Raw genomic sequence first — 16,795 nt, forward strand, 5'->3', positions numbered from 1 at the left:
CCTATGTGTCTGGTTCAGCGGCCGACGCGCGCTTGCAGGTGAGCCGGATAGCGGTCTCCGTGCACCGTGAGCGTGGAGAGGGCTTCATCGATCCTCTGCAACTCGTCGGGGGTCAGTTCGACATCGGCCGCGCCGATGTTCTCGTCGAGTCGATGGAGCTTCGTCGTTCCGGGGATCGGCACGATCCAGGGCTTGCGCGCCAGCAGCCAGGCCAGGGCGATCTGGGCCGGGGTGACCTGCTTCTCGGATGCGATCCGCCCGAGGAGATCGATAAGCCCCTGGTTTGCCTTGCGGGCTTCTTGCGAGAAGCGGGGCACGACGGTACGGAAGTCCTTGCCGTCGAACTGGGTGTCGGCGTTGATGGTCCCCGTGAGGAAGCCCTTGCCCAACGGGCTGAACGGCACCAGGCCGATGCCCAGCTCCTCCAGCGTCGGGATGATTTCGTTCTCCGGCTCGCGCCACCACAGGGAATACTCGCTTTGCAGGGCGGTGACGGGTTGGACGGCATGCGCCCGGCGGACTGTTCCGGGGCCGGCCTCCGACAGGCCGAAGTGCCTGACCTTGCCCTCGGCGATCAGGTCCTTCACGGTCCCGGCGACATCCTCGATCGGGACATTCGGATCGACCCGGTGCTGGTAGAGGAGGTCGATCACGTCGGTCCGCAGGCGCTTCAGCGACCCGTCGACGGACTGCCGGATGGTGTCCGGGTGGCTGTTCAGGTTCTGCTGCCCGTCGGGGCTGGGCAGCTCGAAGCCGAACTTGGTGGCGATCACCACTTGGCCGCGGATCGGCTCCAGCGCCTCGCCGACCACCTCTTCGTTGGTGAACGGGCCGTAGACCTGCGCGGTGTCGAAGAAGGTCACACCGCGCTCGAAGGCGGTGCGGATGAGCCTGACCGCATCTTGGGTGTCCGTGGCGGGGCCGTAGCCGTGGCTCAGGCCCATGCAGCCGAGGCCGAGCGCGGAGACTTCCAGCCCGGTCCTGCCGAGTGTTCGCTTTTGCATGTCCATTCTCCGTTGGGTGAGCCTCAGGAGCGCAAGGGCGGCAGATGAGGTGACAGCCAACGATCTAGTGATTGGGACTACCCCCAACTACCTGCTAAAAAACGCATGAACCTATGAAGGACTTTCATGAATGCCGCGGGATACCATCAACGACCTCCAAGCCTTCGTGGCCGTGGCGCGGGAGCAGAGCTTCACGAAGGCGGCGACGAAGCTCGGCGTCTCACAGTCGGCGCTGAGCCACACGGTGCGCGGGCTCGAGGCACAGCTCGGACTTCGGCTCCTGACCCGCACCACCCGCAGCGTCGCGCCAACCCCGGCGGGGGAGCGCCTGCTCATGACGATGGGGCCGCTCCTTGACGAGATCGAGGCCGGGTTGGCGGCCCTGAGCGAGTTCCGGGAGAGGCCTGCGGGGACCATCCGCATCACGGCGGGCGAGCACGCGGCTCATACTGTTCTCTGGCCTGCGTTGGAGCGGCTGCTGCCGGACTATCCGGACATCAAGGTAGAAATCGACATCAACAACGGCCTGACCGACATCGTGGCGGGGCGATACGATGCCGGCGTACGGCTCGGCGAACAGGTGGCAAAGGACATGGTGGCCGTCCGGATCGGGCCAGACACGCGCATGGCGGTCGTCGGCGCACCGTCCTACCTTGCAAGTCGATCGCAGCCCAAGACACCGGAGGACCTGACCGCGCACGACTGCATCGGTCTGCGTATGCAATCCGGTGGTCTCCTGACATGGGAGTTCGAGAAGGGCGGCCGGGAAGTGAACGTGAAGGTCGAAGGGCGGCTCGTGTTCAACACCTCGCTCATGGCCCTTGAGGCGGCAGTGGCCGGGTATGGCTTGGCGTACCTGCTCGAGGATCGGGTTCAGGCCTGTGTTGCCGATGGACGGCTGGTCGGGGTTCTGGAGGACTGGTGCCCGCCGTTCTCAGGCTATCACCTGTACTATCCGAGCCGTCGCCAACCCACGCCGGCCTTCTCCCTGCTGGTCGATGCGCTGCGTTATCGCGGTTAAACAGGAGACGCGATCATCAGTCCAATAAGAAGTTTGTAATGGCGTGTTTGTGGTGTTATTGTAGAACTTATCCTTTGCGTAATCTCGTCTAATAGGCGCCCCTTGATCAAGAGCACCCGGCGCGACGGCTCAAAGATCGATCTAGCTGATTCTCACTGCGTGACCCGCGAGACTTACCAGGACTTCTTGGCCGTGAGCCGTCCCAACGTCCTTCTATTTCGTTTCGCCAGCCATTATATGGACTTGGGTAACCTTTTCTGAGTTCCTCTGCATGATTGAAGCCATCGATATTCCCCTGCTGCTCAAAGCAGTTGAGGCAGGTGCGATCGTAGCTGCGTCGGCTACGGTCGAAGAAGCGACAAAAGACATCTATAACAAGTTTAAGACCACCCTCGCTGGTATCTTCGGTCGATCGGTGGGGCGAGCCGCCGACAAGATTGGTAATGAGGCAACTCGCGAGGAAGGACGCGCTGAACTCGCGGCCGCGATTACCACCATTCCAAACGAGGACACGTTCGAATTACAGGAGAGCGTCCAAGCACTCCTTTCGGCGCTGAAGGCAGATCCGAACGCCCAGGCTGCCGTCCAGCGGGCCCAGATCGACCTGGATCTGGACGTCGCCGGAAATGTCCTCCTGACGAACATCAAGAACGCCCAGGACATTGGCGTCAAGGCAAAGGTCGGCGGAGACTTCACGCTCAGCGACCTGACAATGGGGAACCGGGACAAGCCGGGAAACTGACCGGCGCGCCGTCGGAGGACGTCGACGGCGCGCCGACCTCCTTCCATCTTGTCCAGACCATCAACGCAAGCGTCTCGGTCTCCACGAACGGCGGTGCCAGCACGATCCAGATTGGGACCGGCGTCAATCCCGACGATGTCGCGACGGCCGTCGTTAATCAGATGCTGCAACGAGGCCTCTTCGCCACGCATGGAGCGGACGCGCGCATTGTATCTGGAGACGGACCTCCGTCATTGAACCCGTTCGAAGCGTTCCTGAATCAGGAAATCGACCGGCTCAGGGACGAAGCGCGCCACAAGGATCCTCGCGAGGCCCTCAAGGATTTCGAGGGGCTGCTGGCACGCCTTCCTTCCAATCCGAGCGGAATGATCCTATTCCGGATCAAGGCCAACATCGCTTTCCAGCATTTCGCCAGCGACAACCTCGAGGCGGCGTCGCGCTGGTGGCTTGAGGCTTATGACCACGCCCCACAGGATCCGCGTGCCGCCGCTAACAAGATCCTGGGCTTGTGGATGGGTGGCGACCCGCTGGCCGCCGTAGAATTCGGCCGGTCCGTCTTGCGGGCTGATCCAGCGAATGAGCTTGCCGCTTCGTACATCCCGCAGGCCGCCGCCATGGTCCCCGAGATCGAGGACGGCCTCGAGGGCATCCCGTTGGGCCTACGCGAGCGGGAATCCGTGATCGCCGGCGAGATCATCTTCTTGCGTAGTCGTGGCGCATCCAAGATCTGGCATGCCAAGGTGCGCCGCGGCCTTGAGCTTTATCCGGACAGCGAGACCCTGAAGGTCTATAGCGCCTATGCGACGCTCGACCAAGCGGTTGCGGACGAGGAGATCCAACGCACCCGGATTATTAATGACTCAATACGGAACGAGCTTAAGACGGCTGCCACGGTGCTTGACGCCTACTGGCGCTCAAAGCCGAGCGCATTCCTGACCCGGCAGTATGACGACGCTGTCCCGGCACTCGCGGGAGCAATGGTGGCGTACCATCTCCTGCACGACAAGGAGAAAGCGCTCGGTCTGGCGACTGAGATCGCCGACCGGAAGATCGGCGAGAAGGAGGTCTTAGCCAACGCGGTTTACGTTGCCCTGGACAACCGGAAATACGATCTGGCCCGGCGGCTGCTCGATGTTCTCCCGGACGATCCCGATTTGGCGTTCAACCGCGGCCTCCTGTTGATGCAACTGGGAGACGACGACGGCGCTGTCGAGGCCTTCGGCCGGGCTAACATCCCCGAGCACGAGCGCGGGATGGTCGAGACCGCTCTCGCACTGGTGCCGTTCCGAAAGCCGGAGACGCATCCGGGCATCGACGCGTTGAAAGCTATCCAGCGGGCCGCCATAGGCCATCCGCGCCAATCGGTGCTCGTGGCGCAGACAGCCATGATGCTGGGCGAGACCGACATCGCCGATGAGGCGTATCGAGCCGCCCTCGCCGCCATCACGCCCGAAAGCCACATCGCCGCCCGCCTGATGGTCGCGAACTATGCGGAGCAATCCGGCTCGCCGAGCGACGTCATCGACCTGCTCGACGGGTATTTGCCGGCCCACGGCTTTGAGAAGGAATACATCTGGCTCGCCATGGCGCACGCCCAGGAGTATCCGCCACGGAAGCGGAACCTGAACTTCTTCGAAAACGTGCGGCCGGACCTCCAGGCAAAGCGTAGCGTCGCGGTGGCACACGCCACGGTCCTATTGAACGCTAACAGGCTTCTCGACGCGCAACGGATGTTCCGCCGCCTCCACAAGGAGGATCCAAACGACCCGTACGTCGCCTATCGGCTCGCCGAGACATATCGTCGGCTCAGGAAGCCCGGCAAGGCGCGCAATGTCTTCAAAGGCCTTAAGCTCGACCGGCTCACCGGACACGTCCAGCAGCAGGCGGCCGTTATCCATGAGGTCGCTAAGGCGGGCGAGCCAGACCGCGCGCTCGTCGCGGCCTATAATCTCGAGCGGCGGCACCCTGACGACCATGTCGCAGCCTTGTCTCTGGTCTACCTAGTATTCTCGTCGGCCAGCCAGAGTGAGCTTCTCCAGTCCTCGGTGGCCGGCCCGGACACATGGGTCTCGATCACCGGCCCGAACGGCGAAAGTCGCGCGTTCGTCATTGACGAGGGGCCAGACCTTTTCGGGACCACGGTCTATCCCCCGGACCACAGCCTGGCGGTCATGGTGACGGGCAAGCGCGCCGGAGACACGTTCACCATCCCCAAGGCAGTGGGCGAGCCTGAAGAATGGAGGGTCGCCGAGGTCAGGAGCAAATACTTGCATATCCACCTCGTGATCAGCGAGGAGTACGAGCAACGCTATCCGGGAAAACCGGGGCTCACGCGCTTCGTCATGCAGGACGGCAACGTGGACGCTGCACTGCAGGTGGTCAAGGAGACGTCCGAGGCGCAGCGCAGGATGGCGCTGCTACACCGCGAAGGCATGCCGCTCGCCGCGTTGGCCCGCCGCCTCGGCGGTGACCCGGTCGGATTCGCCTGGTATCTCCGCAGCCTCGGCGAGGAAATCCGCACGTGCATCGGCACCGCGGCCGAGCGCGCCGAGGCGTTCAGGATCGTTGGAGCGAGCCGAGGCAAGGGCGTTGTGCTCGATCCGTACACGGCCTGGATTGCCGCCGAGTTGGACCTTTTCCCCGTCCTCAAGGAGTGGTTCGGCACGGTCTACACGCCGGCATCGACCTTGCGAATGGCCGACCGCATGAAAGCGAACCTGCAGGAGAACTACGGCAGCAGCCAGATGACGATGGGCTGGCGGGATGGGCAGTTCTACCGGGACGATATTACCCCGGAACGCGTCGCCGGACAGATCGCGGCCGTGGAGGCGGTCAAGGAGAAGATCGAGGCGGGCTGTCAGATCGAGACGGTGCTGCTTCCTGACGACCTAGGCCCGGAAGTCCGGCAGACCCTAGACATTTTCGGATCCCGGTTTCTCGACGCCGCCTTCCTGGCCAAGGAGAAGGGCTGTGCTCTCCTGTCCGACGACCTCAACTACCGCGTCTTCGCCTGGTATGCCACCACAGTCGAGGGCGTCTGGCTACAGGCCGTCCTCTACCGCATGAACGAGGGGGGCCATCTCGGCCTGGCGTCTTACGCCAAGGCTGTGATCGGACTGGCGGGGCGGCGCCACGGCTTCGTCACATTCGACGCTGACCTGCTCCGGGAGGTGCTAGGCCAAGCGGACAACGAACTGTGGGAGTTCCGGGCCATCTCACATTATATTGGCAGCCGTGACGCGGACCTGAGATCCCACATCGCGGTCGCCGGCAGCTTCATCGACGGCCTCTGGATTGGCGCGGACCACCCTGGACCCAAGGAGCGCCAAGCCGTTTCAATTCTGCTAGACAACCTGTTGCGCAACTACCGCACCGAATGGGGCCGGTTAGTCGCGATGCTGCTTTATGGGCTCTCGGGAAATAGACGGGCCACTTCGTTCGTTTTGGACTGGGTCATAGGACATCTCTTGCCATTGAACGTCCTTGAAGAGAGTGTTCACAGCCTTCTCAACAGTGAGGAGCGCCCCAGAGTAGGCGAGTTTATTCAGCGTCGGCGCCTGCGAAGGAGCCCTCGGCTTAGACTGCTCTCGACCACTTGGCGAGGCAATAATATCGGACCCTGGGAACAGAATTCGCGATAGTTGCCTGCCAGGTTTGGGACAGCTGCGGCGAGCCACGGTGTCAAGGTGTGTCCGCTTGGCACCTTCAGCGGAGCATCTATCCAGATTCCACAACAGGCAGTCACCACAAACCTTTATCGCAATTTCGGGGATCTCCCTTGCCTCATGCTGAGCATCACGATGCTGCTCTCCTTCGGTATCTCAGTTTGGATTGGAGTGAGGTCTAGGGCATCCGCTCCTGCAAGAAGGCTACAGCAAGCTAGGCCAAGCTGACCCCAGGGCAGGGAAGGGGGCGTCGAGAAGGTCGAGGCCTTCGCCCGGATCATTGACGAGGCGGTGGGTCAGGGCCAGAAGGATCTGCAGCGGCTGACCCTCGCGCGCGCGAGCATGATTCGGCGGGCGAAGGACTGCCGCAGCAACTCACGTCTGCCGCAGCTCATCGAGGTGTTCCTGTCGCGTCCGCTCGTGTCGGTGGCAATCGCCTCCAAGTTGATAGGTGTCACGCCGAAGGCGGTCGACCTCATGCTGGCACAGCTTGGCGGGGCTCTGCCAAGGGAGCTTACGGGGCGTCGGCGTTTTCGCGCGTGGGGCATCGTCTAAGGAGTGCCCGAGCGCAGGCGGCTCCAACGGACATGAAGTTAAGGGCAACTGCCGGCCGCTAAGCCGACCTTCGCACGGCCACGCGTAAACGCTCAGATCGACCCGGCGCTGACCTTGGATGTGATCTGTCCTCCCACGAACTGGACCGGACCATCACCCAGCTGTGCCCAATAAACTTGCTGGGCAGCAAGGATTGCGCCCAGCAAGGTCTCGAAGGCCAGATGCTAGACTGACCGATCAAACAGCTCCATCGGCATCGCATTCCGGTGCTCATCAGACGACATGCCAATGCCGATGGCGGTGCTCAGAGGAACCCGGCCCAGACCCTGTGGGGCTGGGCCGGGTATCTTTCCCGTCCGACCTTGCAATCCGGTATGGAAGCCCCATATTCACTTTATCGACTTTGGCCGAACAATCGGGCCGTTTCGCCTTGGTACTGCCGGGCGCACGTTCAGACACTCTCCCCAAACATCGACGAACCCGAGTACAAGGTTGTGCTTCCGCATGCCCTTGAGCTCACGTGCACTCACACATACCCAAGGATACTGCCATGAACACGGGCACCGTAAAATTCTACAACGATCAAAAAGGCTTCGGCTTCATCCAACCGAGCAACGGTAGCAAGGACGTGTTCGTCCATGCCACCGCTCTGGAGCGCGCCGGCATGCGCGGCCTCGTCGAAGGCCAGAAGGTTGCCTTTGATACGGCGGAAGACCGCCGCTCCGGCAAGATCGCCGTCAACAACATCGAGAACGCATAAAGCGCGTCTCTCCGGTGCAGGCTTATCTGTACTGCGCCATCGAGGCCGCTCCCATGGGAGCGGCTTTTTGTTTGCATCTGTGGTGCTGCCACTGCGCAGTGTCACGCTGGAGAACCGACATGCTTCATCGATACAAGATCCGACAGATGGTGCGCCTCGTGCGTGCGCCGATTTCTGACAGTCGCGCCGCTGGCAGCGGCGTCTACGAGGTCGTTCGCCTCATGCCGGCCGACGAGACCGGCGAAGTCTCCTACCGGATCAAATCGGGTGTTACGGAGCGCGCCGTCCGCGAGAGCGAGATCAGAGCATGAGTGGTTTCCGAGACAAGGACTTCGGTGACCGGCTGAGCACGGCCGAGAACGCCCGCAAGGCCATGCTGGAGCGCGTCCGGGCCAAGCCGGGTGCCGACGATCCGGCTGTGGCCGAACGCAGAGCAACTCGACAGGCGATCAGCACCGCCCGTGAGGCGCGGCTGGCGGAACGCGAGGCCGCCAAGATCGCCGAGCAGGCCCGCGAGGCAGCAGAGCGGGAGGCGCAGCAAGCGGCCGCCCATGAGCAGCGGCTTTCTCAGGAAGTAGCTGAGGCCGCTGAACGCGCGGAGAAGGCCGAGCGTCAGGTTGCTCTGGAAGCAGAGCAAAAGGCAGCCCGGGACGCCCGCTATGCCGCCCGAAAGGCGCGCAAGTGAGCTAATCCGCGGCATCCGCCAAACGCCTGACAGCCTTTCACCACACCTCCATCACATCGGATTGGCCATGAACGAGTTCCAGGAGAACAAGACGGATACCCCCGAGCGAACCATCTCTGAACGGCACATCGAAGCCGTACGGCAGCAGGGTGGCCTGTTCGTCGAGGCCGTTCGCCGGACCCGCATGCCAATGCTCGTGACCGACGCCACCCTGCCCGGCAATCCCATCGTTTTTGCCAACCAGTCCTTCGTCGATCTGTCCGGCTACACCATGGACGAGCTGCTCGGGCAAGATTCGCACTTCATGAATGGCGAAGGCACAGACCCTGAGGCCATCCGGCGCTATGAGGTCGCGATCCTGGAGGGGCGGGACGAAACCCTGGAGATCCTTCAGTACCGCAAGGACGGCACCCCGTTTCGGGCGATGCTGTTTGCCAGTCCCATTGATGACGGCCAGGGCACCGTTACCAATCATTTTCTTTCCTACTTGGACATCACCCGGCGTTATGACGCCGAAGAGGACCTTCGGAATCTTACTTCGGAACTGGAAGCCCGCGTGGCCGCCAGAACCCGGGAGCTGGAAGCCGTCAACGCCAAGCTATCGGCTTTGGTCACTGAGAGGGAAATGCTGCTGGTCGAGGTCAACCACCGGGCCAAGAACAGCCTTGCCATTGCCGCCTCTCTGCTGGCGATCCAGGGGCGGCGGCAGCCGGATCCGGCCGTCAGGGCTCTGTTCGAGGAGGCTCAGGACCGTCTCAATGCCATGGCCCGGGTGCACGATCTCCTGAGCAAGTCGGAGAAGGCTCAGCGCGTCGACGTGTCTGTGTACGTGGCAGACCTGTGCGAGGCCTTGAGGCCGATTACGGAGAACGACGACCGCATCCGCCTTGAGGCAAAGATGGAAGACGGGATCCTGGTAGATGCTGACACGGCGGTTCCACTTGGCATTGTGCTGACGGAACTCGTCACCAACGCGGTGAAATATGCTTTCCCCGCCCCACGCTCAGGCATGATCCTCATTCAGGCAAGCCGTAGCCAGCCGGGTTGGGTTGAGGTGGTCGTCCGGGATGATGGGATCGGGCTGTCGAGCCTTCGGGAAGGATCGCTCGGCTATGGCCTGGTCCGGTCGCTCATTCAGCAGATCCGAGGTGAGATCGATATTCGGAACGAGGCTGGGCTCGTGGTGACGCTCTCGTTCCCGGAGGCGTCCCAGTAGGCGCCGGAACACAGTACAGATGGTGTGATAGGTGGTGACGCGGATTAAAGATGTGGTCCGCGCCGGGCGAATATGATCTTGCCCTTAGGAACGAAGAGGATTGATCGCCATTCGAATCGACATGCCTGAGAGGAAACCCGACATCCGCGCGCTCGTTCTCGTCGTCGAGGACGAGGCGCTCGTCCGCATGATGCTGGTGGACGTGCTGGACGATGCTGGCTTCAAGGTTATGGAGGCGGCCCACGCGGACGAGGCGCTCCATATTCTCGCGGCTGCTCCGGACGTCCAGGTGGTCGTTACGGACGTGGAAATGCCCCGCGGGAGCATCAACGGCTTCGAGCTGGCCCGCAGAGTGCGGGATGATCGACAGGATATTGGTGTCGTGATCGCATCCGGGCGCGTTGCCCCCGCTCCCGGGGACTTGCCGGAAGGCGCCTATTTTGTCGAAAAGCCCGTTCGTCCTGAAAGACTGCTTGAGCTGATCCGAGCGCTGCTTCGGGAGGGCTGAGAGCGCCACGGGCGAGCGCTCGTGCCGCTTAAGCGTCGGCGCAAGCCTGTACTCGGTTACGGGCGACCGGCAAAGAGCGCATCGTTCCGGGTGCGCCATGCTTCGTCCGACAGCCACTTGTAATCCTGATCGGGCATGAGCGGGATGGTCTTTACCTTCGCCTCGGGCATGGGAAGGAAGAAGCTGTCGCGCTCCTGTGAGACCTTGAGGGAACGGATCGGCACGACGATGCTGTCCTTGCCGGGCGTGAAGAACCCTCCTGACGCGACAATGGCATAGTCGCGACGATCCTTGGTGCCGAACACGACGTTTCTGACTTCTCCCACAATCTTGTCGTCGGCACTTCGCACCTCGGCGCCGAGGATCTGGTCAGCCCTCAAGCCTGGAGCAAGCTCGTCGATGTTGACGAGCGGCTTGGCATCCTTGTCAGTACGACGGCCCTGGACAGCGCCCCGCTGGACCTTTGGTTCTCGCGCGCTCATCTGCGTCTCCGCATCCTCCTCGTCGTTGCCACCCAAGGAGTTTATCGGAGGGCCGGCGAGAAGTTCGCGGATATTGCCCAGGAGGCGCTCGCAGTCATCATGACGCCCGTAAGACCTGAGCGTGATCGCCGCGTCGCGCAAGTTGCGCAGATCGCGCACGGTCTGGCGATTGGCCTTCCCGCGAAGTTCGGGCTTTTGCAGGATGGCTTCCTCGAGTTTGGCATCCGCGATCTGGCAGTCGGCGATCGCTTGTGTGACACCGAGCAGGCTGAGGAGAGTAGTCGCGAGGAGAATTTGTGCTGATTTCATCATTGGTCCGATCTGTAGGAAAGGCAGGTTGCCAGACATGGCCACCTTCTGCCGCCAGCCATACCGTCTGGAGCAGTAAGCCGCATCGCGATGCCGGCAGGATTTATATGGTCACTTCAGGAGTGATGCTGCGATAATGCAAGCAAATCTCCAATAAGTGCATATTATCTAAAAAGATCTGTCTATGCATCATACATGCTTTCAGTAAATTATATATCTAAAAATACTTTAATTTTATTGGTAAAACATCATGAACGTCATCAATAAGCCATCGTGCAGATCGTATTCTTCGGGAAGAAAATGCAGGAAGGACAATGATATGGAACAGCATGCCGACGAGACACAGGACCGGATCAGACAGCGCGCCTACGAGCTTTGGGAGCAACACGGTCGGTCTGCAGGCCATGAGACGGAGTTTTGGCACCAGGCCGAACGTGAACTGAAGGGCGAAGAGAGCAGCAGCGACACCAGCAGAGGCATCAGCGCGAACGCTTCCTCCGCCAGGAGCGGCTCCGGATCGGATGGTCCAGGAAAGGCGTGATTTCTGGAGAAATGGCAGGCTGGGGTTGATAATCCTGTCTCCATAGGTCGCCACTCATGGAACTATGGCTTTGAGTCCTCAGTCTTTCCCCGGAGTCGATTTGATGTCGTGGGAGGAGGTTGAATGGAACAGATTGAACAGCTGCTGGAGTCGCTTCGGGTATTGCCTCACGCCGCCGCGTTAGCCTTTGCCTATGTGCTTGCCTTGCCGATCGGATGGGATCGTGAGCGCAATGAACGAAGTGCCGGCCTACGAACCTTTCCTCTTGTCGCTGTTGCAAGCTGCGGATTCGTTCAGGCAACGGAGGGCATCACGGGGAATTCGCCAGAGGCGCAGGCGCGGATCATCGAGGGGCTGATTACCGGCATCGGCTTCATTGGTGGAGGTGCGATCATCAAGCAATCCGGCGCCGTGCAAGGGACCGCCACAGCCGCAGGCTTATGGGCGACCGGCGCAGTTGGAGCTGCCGTGGGCCTTGGCAGCTACGATGTTGCCATCGTGGTCACCCTGTTCACCATCTTCACATTCCGCATCCTGTCTCCGGTGAAACAGCAGAAGACGCCCCGCGACGATATCGGGCCTCCATCAGGCTCCTCATGAAGCAGTCCCTATGTCGCCAGGCTTGAAGGCTGCTCTCCGCGCGCCCATGTGTTCTTTGCGGGCCGGGCCCCTCTGACAGGCACCATCGCGTGGCTGTGATGTCGGACCGCAGCGAGAATGCCTGGTGCTGATCACTGTAGGACTGATTGGCACTCTGAGTTCATTGTTCGTTATGCTGTTACCAGCCTCAGGAGGCCCGCCTATGACCAGTGCTGCCGGCATGCCGTGTCCCGTCTGTCGTGTCTCGCTCGTGATGAGTGAACGACAGGGCGTCGAGATTGACTATTGCCCCCAATGCCGGGGCGTTTGGCTCGACCGCGGGGAACTCGACAAGATCCTCGAGCGAAGTGCCCAAGACGCACCAGCCGCCCCTCCAGTACAACAGCCCTCCTTTCCAAGGCCGCAGTATGATCAGGGCCACGATCGAGGGTACGCTCAGCCATACGGGAACGGCCATCGGCACGGCCACCCGAAGCGAAAGAAGTCCTTCCTCGAAGAACTATTCGATTGAGACGCTTCGGACGATAAATGGGAAAGGCCCCGTTCTGGGGCCTTTTATATGTTTGGGTCAGGCGAGTGGATCAGTCCGCGGTGCGCCCAATGGTCTCCGCAAGGGGAAAGTTCCGAAAGCTGCTGCATGTGATATCGAAATGATCGCCATTACTGGCGTTGGACCCGTTCATGACCTCAGCCTCCCTCAAGTTCTGCGTAGGTCTTGCTGTCGCACTCGCTCTCGGCGGTTGTTCGACCCTCAGGGGCGCTCTTGTCCCGGTTCCTGCCGCTGCTCCGGGGGCGAGCCAGGTCGACATGCTGGTTGCGACCACGCGCAGTCCTACCGAGCCCTCCGAGATGTTCTCCGGCGCCCGTGGATCATGCCTGTCCTTCGCCAACATCACGGTTTCGATCCCACCGGAAAGCGCCCGCAGGGTAGGGGAGGTGCAGTGGCCGAGCCGCGTTCCAGGCAGTCCCGCAACCGATTTCGTGACGCTCAAGGCCGACGTCATCAACCAGAAGCAGGCGATGGCCTGGTTCAATTGGGCGATGGCAAAGCAGATGAGACATTGCGAAGTAATTGAGACAATGCCGCCCCGGTGCTTTCGACCCGGTCATCTGACAAGAAGGAGTATAGTCAACCGAGAGAGTTAAGCCGGCACAGCGCAGGTTTATCGCTGATGCAGCACGGTTCGTTACCTGCGTGCCAGAGCGTGCGCAAACTGCTCCGGTGGAGCGCTTTCGGGCCAAGCCGGCACGCCGTCCGGGATTGTGATCCACGGCTGCTTTCGCTTGACCCAGATGTGCGCTACCACGTCAAGGGCATCGCTCCTATCCAGAGTGCCTGCGCGCAAGCCCACAAGCCCTGGTCGCGCGCTGTTGGTGCTGTAGAGGCGGGTGTGGCACACCCCGCATACCCGCTGACGCGACACCCGGCCGCTCGGCCCAGTCACCTCACAGAGCGCGACGGGGCCGGACACGGTGAGAAGAGCCTCGGGCAGGAGGGCCACTTGGTTGAAGGCACTTCCGGACCAGGTCTGGCAATCACGGCAATGGCAGGCATAGGTCGGTGGCAGCCGGTCGAGAGCAAGGACATAGCGCACGGCACCGCAGCCACATCCTCCCTCTATAGTCGCCTTCATGTGCCCGCTCCCTGCGCTCCTGATTGCGACACGAATACGATAGCTGGCGGTCGCGTTCAAGCGCGGCGGCGTTCCGGCACGGGTCTCGAGCCCAGCCGGTCGCGCCAGAGATTTGGGATGCAGCCTTGCCCGAAACTCGGTGCATACTCGCCTTTTTGTCTCAAAATGTCAGCAAATCGCTAGGTTGTCTCAGTTCCTGTAACGACGGATTCGCTGAACGAGTGCTCCTAAGGTGGAAAAGCCTAGCATTTTGTCCCGGATCCTATGCATCACTTCATCAATCGTGCCGTCGCCAAGGTCCCGAAGCGCCGCGTCCTCGTCTTCATCCATGGCTTCAACAACCGGTTTGATGACGCGGTCTTCCGCTTCGCTCAGATCATCCATGAATCCCAGGTGCCGGTGGTTCCGGTGCTCTTTACCTGGCCGTCCCGCGGCAGTGTCCTGGCCTATGGATATGATCGTGAAAGCAGCACCTATTCGCGCAACGCGCTTGAGGACGTGCTGAAGGCCTTGGCCAAGGATCCCACCGTGGGCGAGATTTCGATTCTGGCGCACTCGATGGGCAATGTCGTGACCCTCGAGGCCCTGCGCCAGATGGCGATCCGGAACGGCAGGGTCGCTCCCAAGATCCGCAATGTCGTGCTCGCCGCGCCCGATGTCGATGTGGATCTTGCCCGGGAGGCCGTGAGCAACATGGACCCCAACCGCCCGAACGTCACGCTCCTGGTGTCTCAGGACGACCGAGCTTTAGCGATATCGAGCCGTGTGTGGGGCGGTTCGGTCAGGCTGGGGGCCATCGATCCGGATCAGGAGCCGTACCGAACCGATCTGAGGCAATCGAACATCACGGTTCTCAACCTCACCAAGCTGAACTCCGGCGACATCCTGAACCACGGCAAATTTGCAGAAAGCCCCGAGGTCGTCCAGATCATCGGTCGGCAGCTTGCAGGCGGACAGGTCCTGACCGACTCCCGGGTTGGCGTAGGCGATGTGATCATCGGCGCCACTACCGGCCTGGCGTCTTCGGTCGGAAGGGCCGCGGGGGTCGTTGTTGCGGCGCCGGTTGCCGTTGTGGATCCCCGGACAAGGGAAAGCCTCGTCGAGCACGTACAGGAACTAGGGCAAACCCTCCCTGTGACGCCAATACCATGAGCCCACGTTTGCTCGTGCCGGCGTTCCCGTCACTTTGGCTCGGCAACTCGGAACAGAGATTGGGCATATCCGGGGATGTCGGGCTGCATGGTCGACGTCAGCAGCCTGCCCGTCTCCCATGAACTCGCGCGTTGTCTGTGTGCCGGCATCAGGCGTGCGACGCACCGATGTGATCCGCCATATTGGCGCCCCGAGACCCGAGCGGAACGGGAGCGCCCTCCGTGCTGTCTTTGGCAGTCTGGTGCTCCATCTCGGCGTTGAGCTCGGCGCCGAGCAAGACAATCACCACCGACAGCCAGATCCAAATCATGAAGCCAACGCCGGCGCCGAGCGAGCCATAAGTCTTGTTGTAGCTATCGAAGTTGGCGACGTACCAGGAGAACAGCATCGACGCCGCTAGCCAAAGCATGGCCGCCATGGCGCTGCCCCAGGTCACCCAACCCCACTTGGCATCTTGGCGGCTCGGGCCGTAGCGGTAGATGACGGCAAGCCATGCAAAGACCACGACGAGAAGGGTCGGCCAGCGCAGAATGCTCAGGAGCCGTCCGGCCGGGGTGACGAAGCCCATGAAGGTAAGCACGACGGGAGTTGCCACGACCGCACTGATGGCCAGGATCACGATGCCAGCCATGCCGAGCGTGATAAGGAACGTCGTGGTGTAGAAGCGCAGCAAACTGCGCTTCTCCTTCTCACCGTAGACCACATTGAGTGCATCGAAGAGTGCCGCAACGCCCGAGTTCGCGCTCCAGAGCGCCACCAGAAAGCCCACCACGAAAGCAAGACTGAGCGTGTCGCTGTCTTGGGCAATGATGAGGCTGATCTGCTCGCCGATGAGCTCGAGTACGCCGCCGGGCAAAATCCCTGCCAAAAGCGACAGATGATCCCTGATCGTGCTCGTATCGGCAAAGAGCCCGTAGAGCGACACGATCGTGGCGACTGCTGGGAAAACCGCCAGCAGGGCGAAAAACGCGACCCCGCCCGAAGTCGACATGATCCGGTTCTCCGGGATCGACCACAGCATGCGCCAGAGGATGTCTTTCCAGCCCCGCGCCGGGATATCCCTGGGCGTGTTCGCTTCGCGCCCCCGGCCAGGCTCACGGGCTCGGACGAGATCGTCCGGTGGCTCGCCGTGGGCTGCCTTCTCGCCGACGCTGGTGCGCCAATCCTCTGCCTGTTCATTCATCGGAGCCATGGCTTCTCGATCCAATTTCGGCAGAGTATCACGTTCGGAAGCTCCTCGCCGCTCCAACCCGACGCGGCACTGGAACTGCCGTAAGTCCCGAAAGGCCTCTCATGGAGCTCACGTTTCAGATTGGCGGTCTTCCCCCGGGTCGGTTGGATACCTTTGGAAATGTTGAATGGAACAAATTGAGCGCTTGTTAGAGGCGCTGCGGGTATTGCCTCACGTCGCCACCCTGGCCATTGCCTATGCGCTTGCCGTACCTACCGGATGGGATCGTGAGCGAAGCGAACGAAGTGCTGGCTTGCGGACCTTCCCGCTCGTGGCGGTTGCAAGTTGCGACTTCGTTCAGGCCACAAAGGCATTACCGGGAACTCGCCGGAGGCGCAGGCGCGGATCATCGAAGGCCTGATTACCGGAGTCGGCTTCATCGGTGGCGGCGCCATCATCAAGCAGTCCGGCGCTGTACAGGGAACGGCCACGGCGGCAGGGCTATGGGCGACTGGAGCTGTGGGGGCCGCGGTTGGCCTTGGCAGCTACGATGTCGCTGTCCTGGCCACCCTGTTCAGGATCTTTACCTTCCGCGTCCTGTCCCCAGCGAAACACCAGAAGACGCCTGACGACGATATTGGCCCACCATCGGGCTCGCAGTGAAAAGGGAGTTCCTGGGATGTCAGGCTCTTGGACTCGATCACGTGTGAGAGGATAGCTCGAACGAGGAGGCGCTCCAGCATCGGCCTT

The 16,795-nt window shown here is 61.6% G+C and carries 18 protein-coding genes and 1 pseudogene; 14 read left to right on the forward strand and 5 right to left on the reverse strand.

All coding sequences use genetic code 11. From position 1 onward, the window contains the following. Positions 1–14: 14 nt before the first annotated feature. Complete coding sequence (locus GR303_RS08675; RefSeq protein ID WP_161722350.1) at positions 15–1,004, reverse strand: aldo/keto reductase; 990 nt, start codon at positions 1,002–1,004, stop codon at positions 15–17. Positions 1,005–1,134: 130 nt separating this feature from the next. On the opposite strand from GR303_RS08675, the gene GR303_RS08680 reads away from it, so the two are divergent. The 9 genes from GR303_RS08680 to GR303_RS08720 all read left to right on the forward strand — a co-directional run bounded on the left by GR303_RS08680 (position 1,135) and on the right by GR303_RS08720 (position 10,156). Next, positions 1,135–2,025 (forward strand): LysR family transcriptional regulator, encoded by an 891-nt coding sequence (locus tag GR303_RS08680; RefSeq protein ID WP_161722349.1) that lies wholly within the window; start codon positions 1,135–1,137, stop codon positions 2,023–2,025. Between the two features lie 271 nt (positions 2,026–2,296). Continuing rightward, the gene (locus GR303_RS08685; RefSeq protein ID WP_161722348.1) at positions 2,297–2,767 is read left to right on the forward strand and encodes a hypothetical protein; all 471 of its coding nucleotides are present in this window, start codon (positions 2,297–2,299) and stop codon (positions 2,765–2,767) included. A gap of 233 nt (positions 2,768–3,000) precedes the next feature. After that, positions 3,001–6,408 carry a PIN domain-containing protein gene (locus tag GR303_RS08690; RefSeq protein ID WP_161722347.1) on the forward strand — a complete coding sequence of 1,136 codons (3,408 nt, stop codon included), beginning with the start codon at positions 3,001–3,003 and terminating at the stop codon, positions 6,406–6,408. 315 nt (positions 6,409–6,723) lie between these two features. Continuing rightward, positions 6,724–6,987, forward strand: coding sequence for a helix-turn-helix domain-containing protein (locus GR303_RS08695; protein WP_161722346.1), 264 nt, complete (start codon positions 6,724–6,726; stop codon positions 6,985–6,987). Between the two features lie 550 nt (positions 6,988–7,537). After that, positions 7,538–7,747 carry a cold-shock protein gene (locus GR303_RS08700; RefSeq protein ID WP_161722345.1) on the forward strand — a complete coding sequence of 70 codons (210 nt, stop codon included), beginning with the start codon at positions 7,538–7,540 and terminating at the stop codon, positions 7,745–7,747. Positions 7,748–7,866: 119 nt separating this feature from the next. Further along, positions 7,867–8,058 (forward strand): hypothetical protein, encoded by a 192-nt coding sequence (locus GR303_RS08705; RefSeq protein WP_161722344.1) that lies wholly within the window; start codon positions 7,867–7,869, stop codon positions 8,056–8,058. Continuing rightward, on the forward strand, positions 8,055–8,432 hold the full coding sequence (locus GR303_RS08710) for a DUF6481 family protein (protein WP_161722343.1): 378 nt from the start codon (positions 8,055–8,057) through the stop codon (positions 8,430–8,432). The genes GR303_RS08705 and GR303_RS08710 overlap by 4 nt, the downstream gene beginning before the upstream one ends. A gap of 67 nt (positions 8,433–8,499) precedes the next feature. After that, a complete protein-coding gene (locus tag GR303_RS08715; RefSeq protein ID WP_161722342.1) occupies positions 8,500–9,648 on the forward strand; it encodes a PAS domain-containing sensor histidine kinase in 1,149 nt (382 codons plus the stop codon). Between the two features lie 100 nt (positions 9,649–9,748). After that, positions 9,749–10,156, forward strand: a complete 408-nt coding sequence (locus GR303_RS08720) for a response regulator (RefSeq protein ID WP_343038411.1) — start codon at positions 9,749–9,751, stop codon at positions 10,154–10,156. Between the two features lie 56 nt (positions 10,157–10,212). Here GR303_RS08720 and GR303_RS08725 read toward each other — a convergent pair whose 3' ends face one another. Then, positions 10,213–10,947: a PRC-barrel domain-containing protein gene (locus GR303_RS08725; protein WP_161722601.1), complete on the reverse strand. Its 735-nt coding sequence runs from the start codon at positions 10,945–10,947 to the stop codon at positions 10,213–10,215. Between the two features lie 319 nt (positions 10,948–11,266). Here GR303_RS08725 and GR303_RS08730 point away from each other — a divergent pair, with 319 nt between their 5' ends. The 3 genes from GR303_RS08730 (at position 11,267) to GR303_RS08740 (ending at position 12,599) form a co-directional block, all read left to right on the forward strand. Then, positions 11,267–11,488 carry a DUF2934 domain-containing protein gene (locus tag GR303_RS08730; RefSeq protein ID WP_161722341.1) on the forward strand — a complete coding sequence of 74 codons (222 nt, stop codon included), beginning with the start codon at positions 11,267–11,269 and terminating at the stop codon, positions 11,486–11,488. Positions 11,489–11,611: 123 nt separating this feature from the next. Beyond that, on the forward strand, positions 11,612–12,088 hold the full coding sequence (locus GR303_RS08735) for an MgtC/SapB family protein (protein WP_161722340.1): 477 nt from the start codon (positions 11,612–11,614) through the stop codon (positions 12,086–12,088). Between the two features lie 202 nt (positions 12,089–12,290). Then, positions 12,291–12,599 carry a TFIIB-type zinc ribbon-containing protein gene (locus GR303_RS08740; protein ID WP_161722339.1) on the forward strand — a complete coding sequence of 103 codons (309 nt, stop codon included), beginning with the start codon at positions 12,291–12,293 and terminating at the stop codon, positions 12,597–12,599. Between the two features lie 676 nt (positions 12,600–13,275). Here the strand turns inward: GR303_RS08740 and GR303_RS25430 are convergent. Together GR303_RS25430 and GR303_RS25435 are read right to left on the reverse strand one after the other, a co-directional pair. Then, on the reverse strand, positions 13,276–13,722 hold the full coding sequence (locus GR303_RS25430; RefSeq protein WP_161722338.1) for a GFA family protein: 447 nt from the start codon (positions 13,720–13,722) through the stop codon (positions 13,276–13,278). A gap of 189 nt (positions 13,723–13,911) precedes the next feature. Then, the gene (locus GR303_RS25435) at positions 13,912–14,106 is read right to left on the reverse strand and encodes a hypothetical protein (protein WP_425515146.1); all 195 of its coding nucleotides are present in this window, start codon (positions 14,104–14,106) and stop codon (positions 13,912–13,914) included. On the opposite strand from GR303_RS25435, the gene GR303_RS08750 reads away from it, so the two are divergent. Continuing rightward, positions 14,047–14,874, forward strand: coding sequence for an alpha/beta hydrolase (locus GR303_RS08750; protein WP_425515145.1), 828 nt, complete (start codon positions 14,047–14,049; stop codon positions 14,872–14,874). The two genes, GR303_RS25435 and GR303_RS08750, sit on opposite strands and share 60 nt — an antisense overlap. A 148-nt stretch (positions 14,875–15,022) precedes the next feature. Here GR303_RS08750 and GR303_RS08755 read toward each other — a convergent pair whose 3' ends face one another. After that, positions 15,023–16,066 (reverse strand): YihY/virulence factor BrkB family protein, encoded by a 1,044-nt coding sequence (locus GR303_RS08755; RefSeq protein WP_161722336.1) that lies wholly within the window; start codon positions 16,064–16,066, stop codon positions 15,023–15,025. Positions 16,067–16,232: 166 nt separating this feature from the next. Here GR303_RS08755 and GR303_RS08760 point away from each other — a divergent pair. After that, positions 16,233–16,708 (forward strand): annotated as a pseudogene (locus tag GR303_RS08760) (MgtC/SapB family protein). Positions 16,709–16,795 lie beyond the last annotated feature (87 nt).

Source organism: Microvirga arsenatis (genome assembly GCF_009910705.1).
GTDB classification, from domain to species: Bacteria; Pseudomonadota; Alphaproteobacteria; order Rhizobiales; family Beijerinckiaceae; genus Microvirga; species Microvirga arsenatis.

What these genes read in the sequence shown, in the direction of transcription:
- GR303_RS08755 (WP_161722336.1), bottom strand. Translation starts at nt 16,066, where the DNA reads ATGGCTCCGATGAATGAACAGGCAGAGGATTGGCGCACCAGCGTCGGC.
- GR303_RS08680 (WP_161722349.1), top strand. Translation starts at nt 1,135, where the DNA reads ATGCCGCGGGATACCATCAACGACCTCCAAGCCTTCGTGGCCGTGGCG.
- GR303_RS08710 (WP_161722343.1), top strand. Translation starts at nt 8,055, where the DNA reads ATGAGTGGTTTCCGAGACAAGGACTTCGGTGACCGGCTGAGCACGGCC.
- GR303_RS08740 (WP_161722339.1), top strand. Translation starts at nt 12,291, where the DNA reads ATGACCAGTGCTGCCGGCATGCCGTGTCCCGTCTGTCGTGTCTCGCTC.
- GR303_RS25435 (WP_425515146.1), bottom strand. Translation starts at nt 14,106, where the DNA reads ATGGATGATCTGAGCGAAGCGGAAGACCGCGTCATCAAACCGGTTGTT.
- GR303_RS08725 (WP_161722601.1), bottom strand. Translation starts at nt 10,947, where the DNA reads ATGAAATCAGCACAAATTCTCCTCGCGACTACTCTCCTCAGCCTGCTC.
- GR303_RS08735 (WP_161722340.1), top strand. Translation starts at nt 11,612, where the DNA reads ATGGAACAGATTGAACAGCTGCTGGAGTCGCTTCGGGTATTGCCTCAC.
- GR303_RS08730 (WP_161722341.1), top strand. Translation starts at nt 11,267, where the DNA reads ATGGAACAGCATGCCGACGAGACACAGGACCGGATCAGACAGCGCGCC.
- GR303_RS08705 (WP_161722344.1), top strand. Translation starts at nt 7,867, where the DNA reads ATGCTTCATCGATACAAGATCCGACAGATGGTGCGCCTCGTGCGTGCG.
- GR303_RS08715 (WP_161722342.1), top strand. Translation starts at nt 8,500, where the DNA reads ATGAACGAGTTCCAGGAGAACAAGACGGATACCCCCGAGCGAACCATC.
- GR303_RS25430 (WP_161722338.1), bottom strand. Translation starts at nt 13,722, where the DNA reads ATGAAGGCGACTATAGAGGGAGGATGTGGCTGCGGTGCCGTGCGCTAT.
- GR303_RS08685 (WP_161722348.1), top strand. Translation starts at nt 2,297, where the DNA reads ATGATTGAAGCCATCGATATTCCCCTGCTGCTCAAAGCAGTTGAGGCA.
- GR303_RS08675 (WP_161722350.1), bottom strand. Translation starts at nt 1,004, where the DNA reads ATGCAAAAGCGAACACTCGGCAGGACCGGGCTGGAAGTCTCCGCGCTC.
- GR303_RS08700 (WP_161722345.1), top strand. Translation starts at nt 7,538, where the DNA reads ATGAACACGGGCACCGTAAAATTCTACAACGATCAAAAAGGCTTCGGC.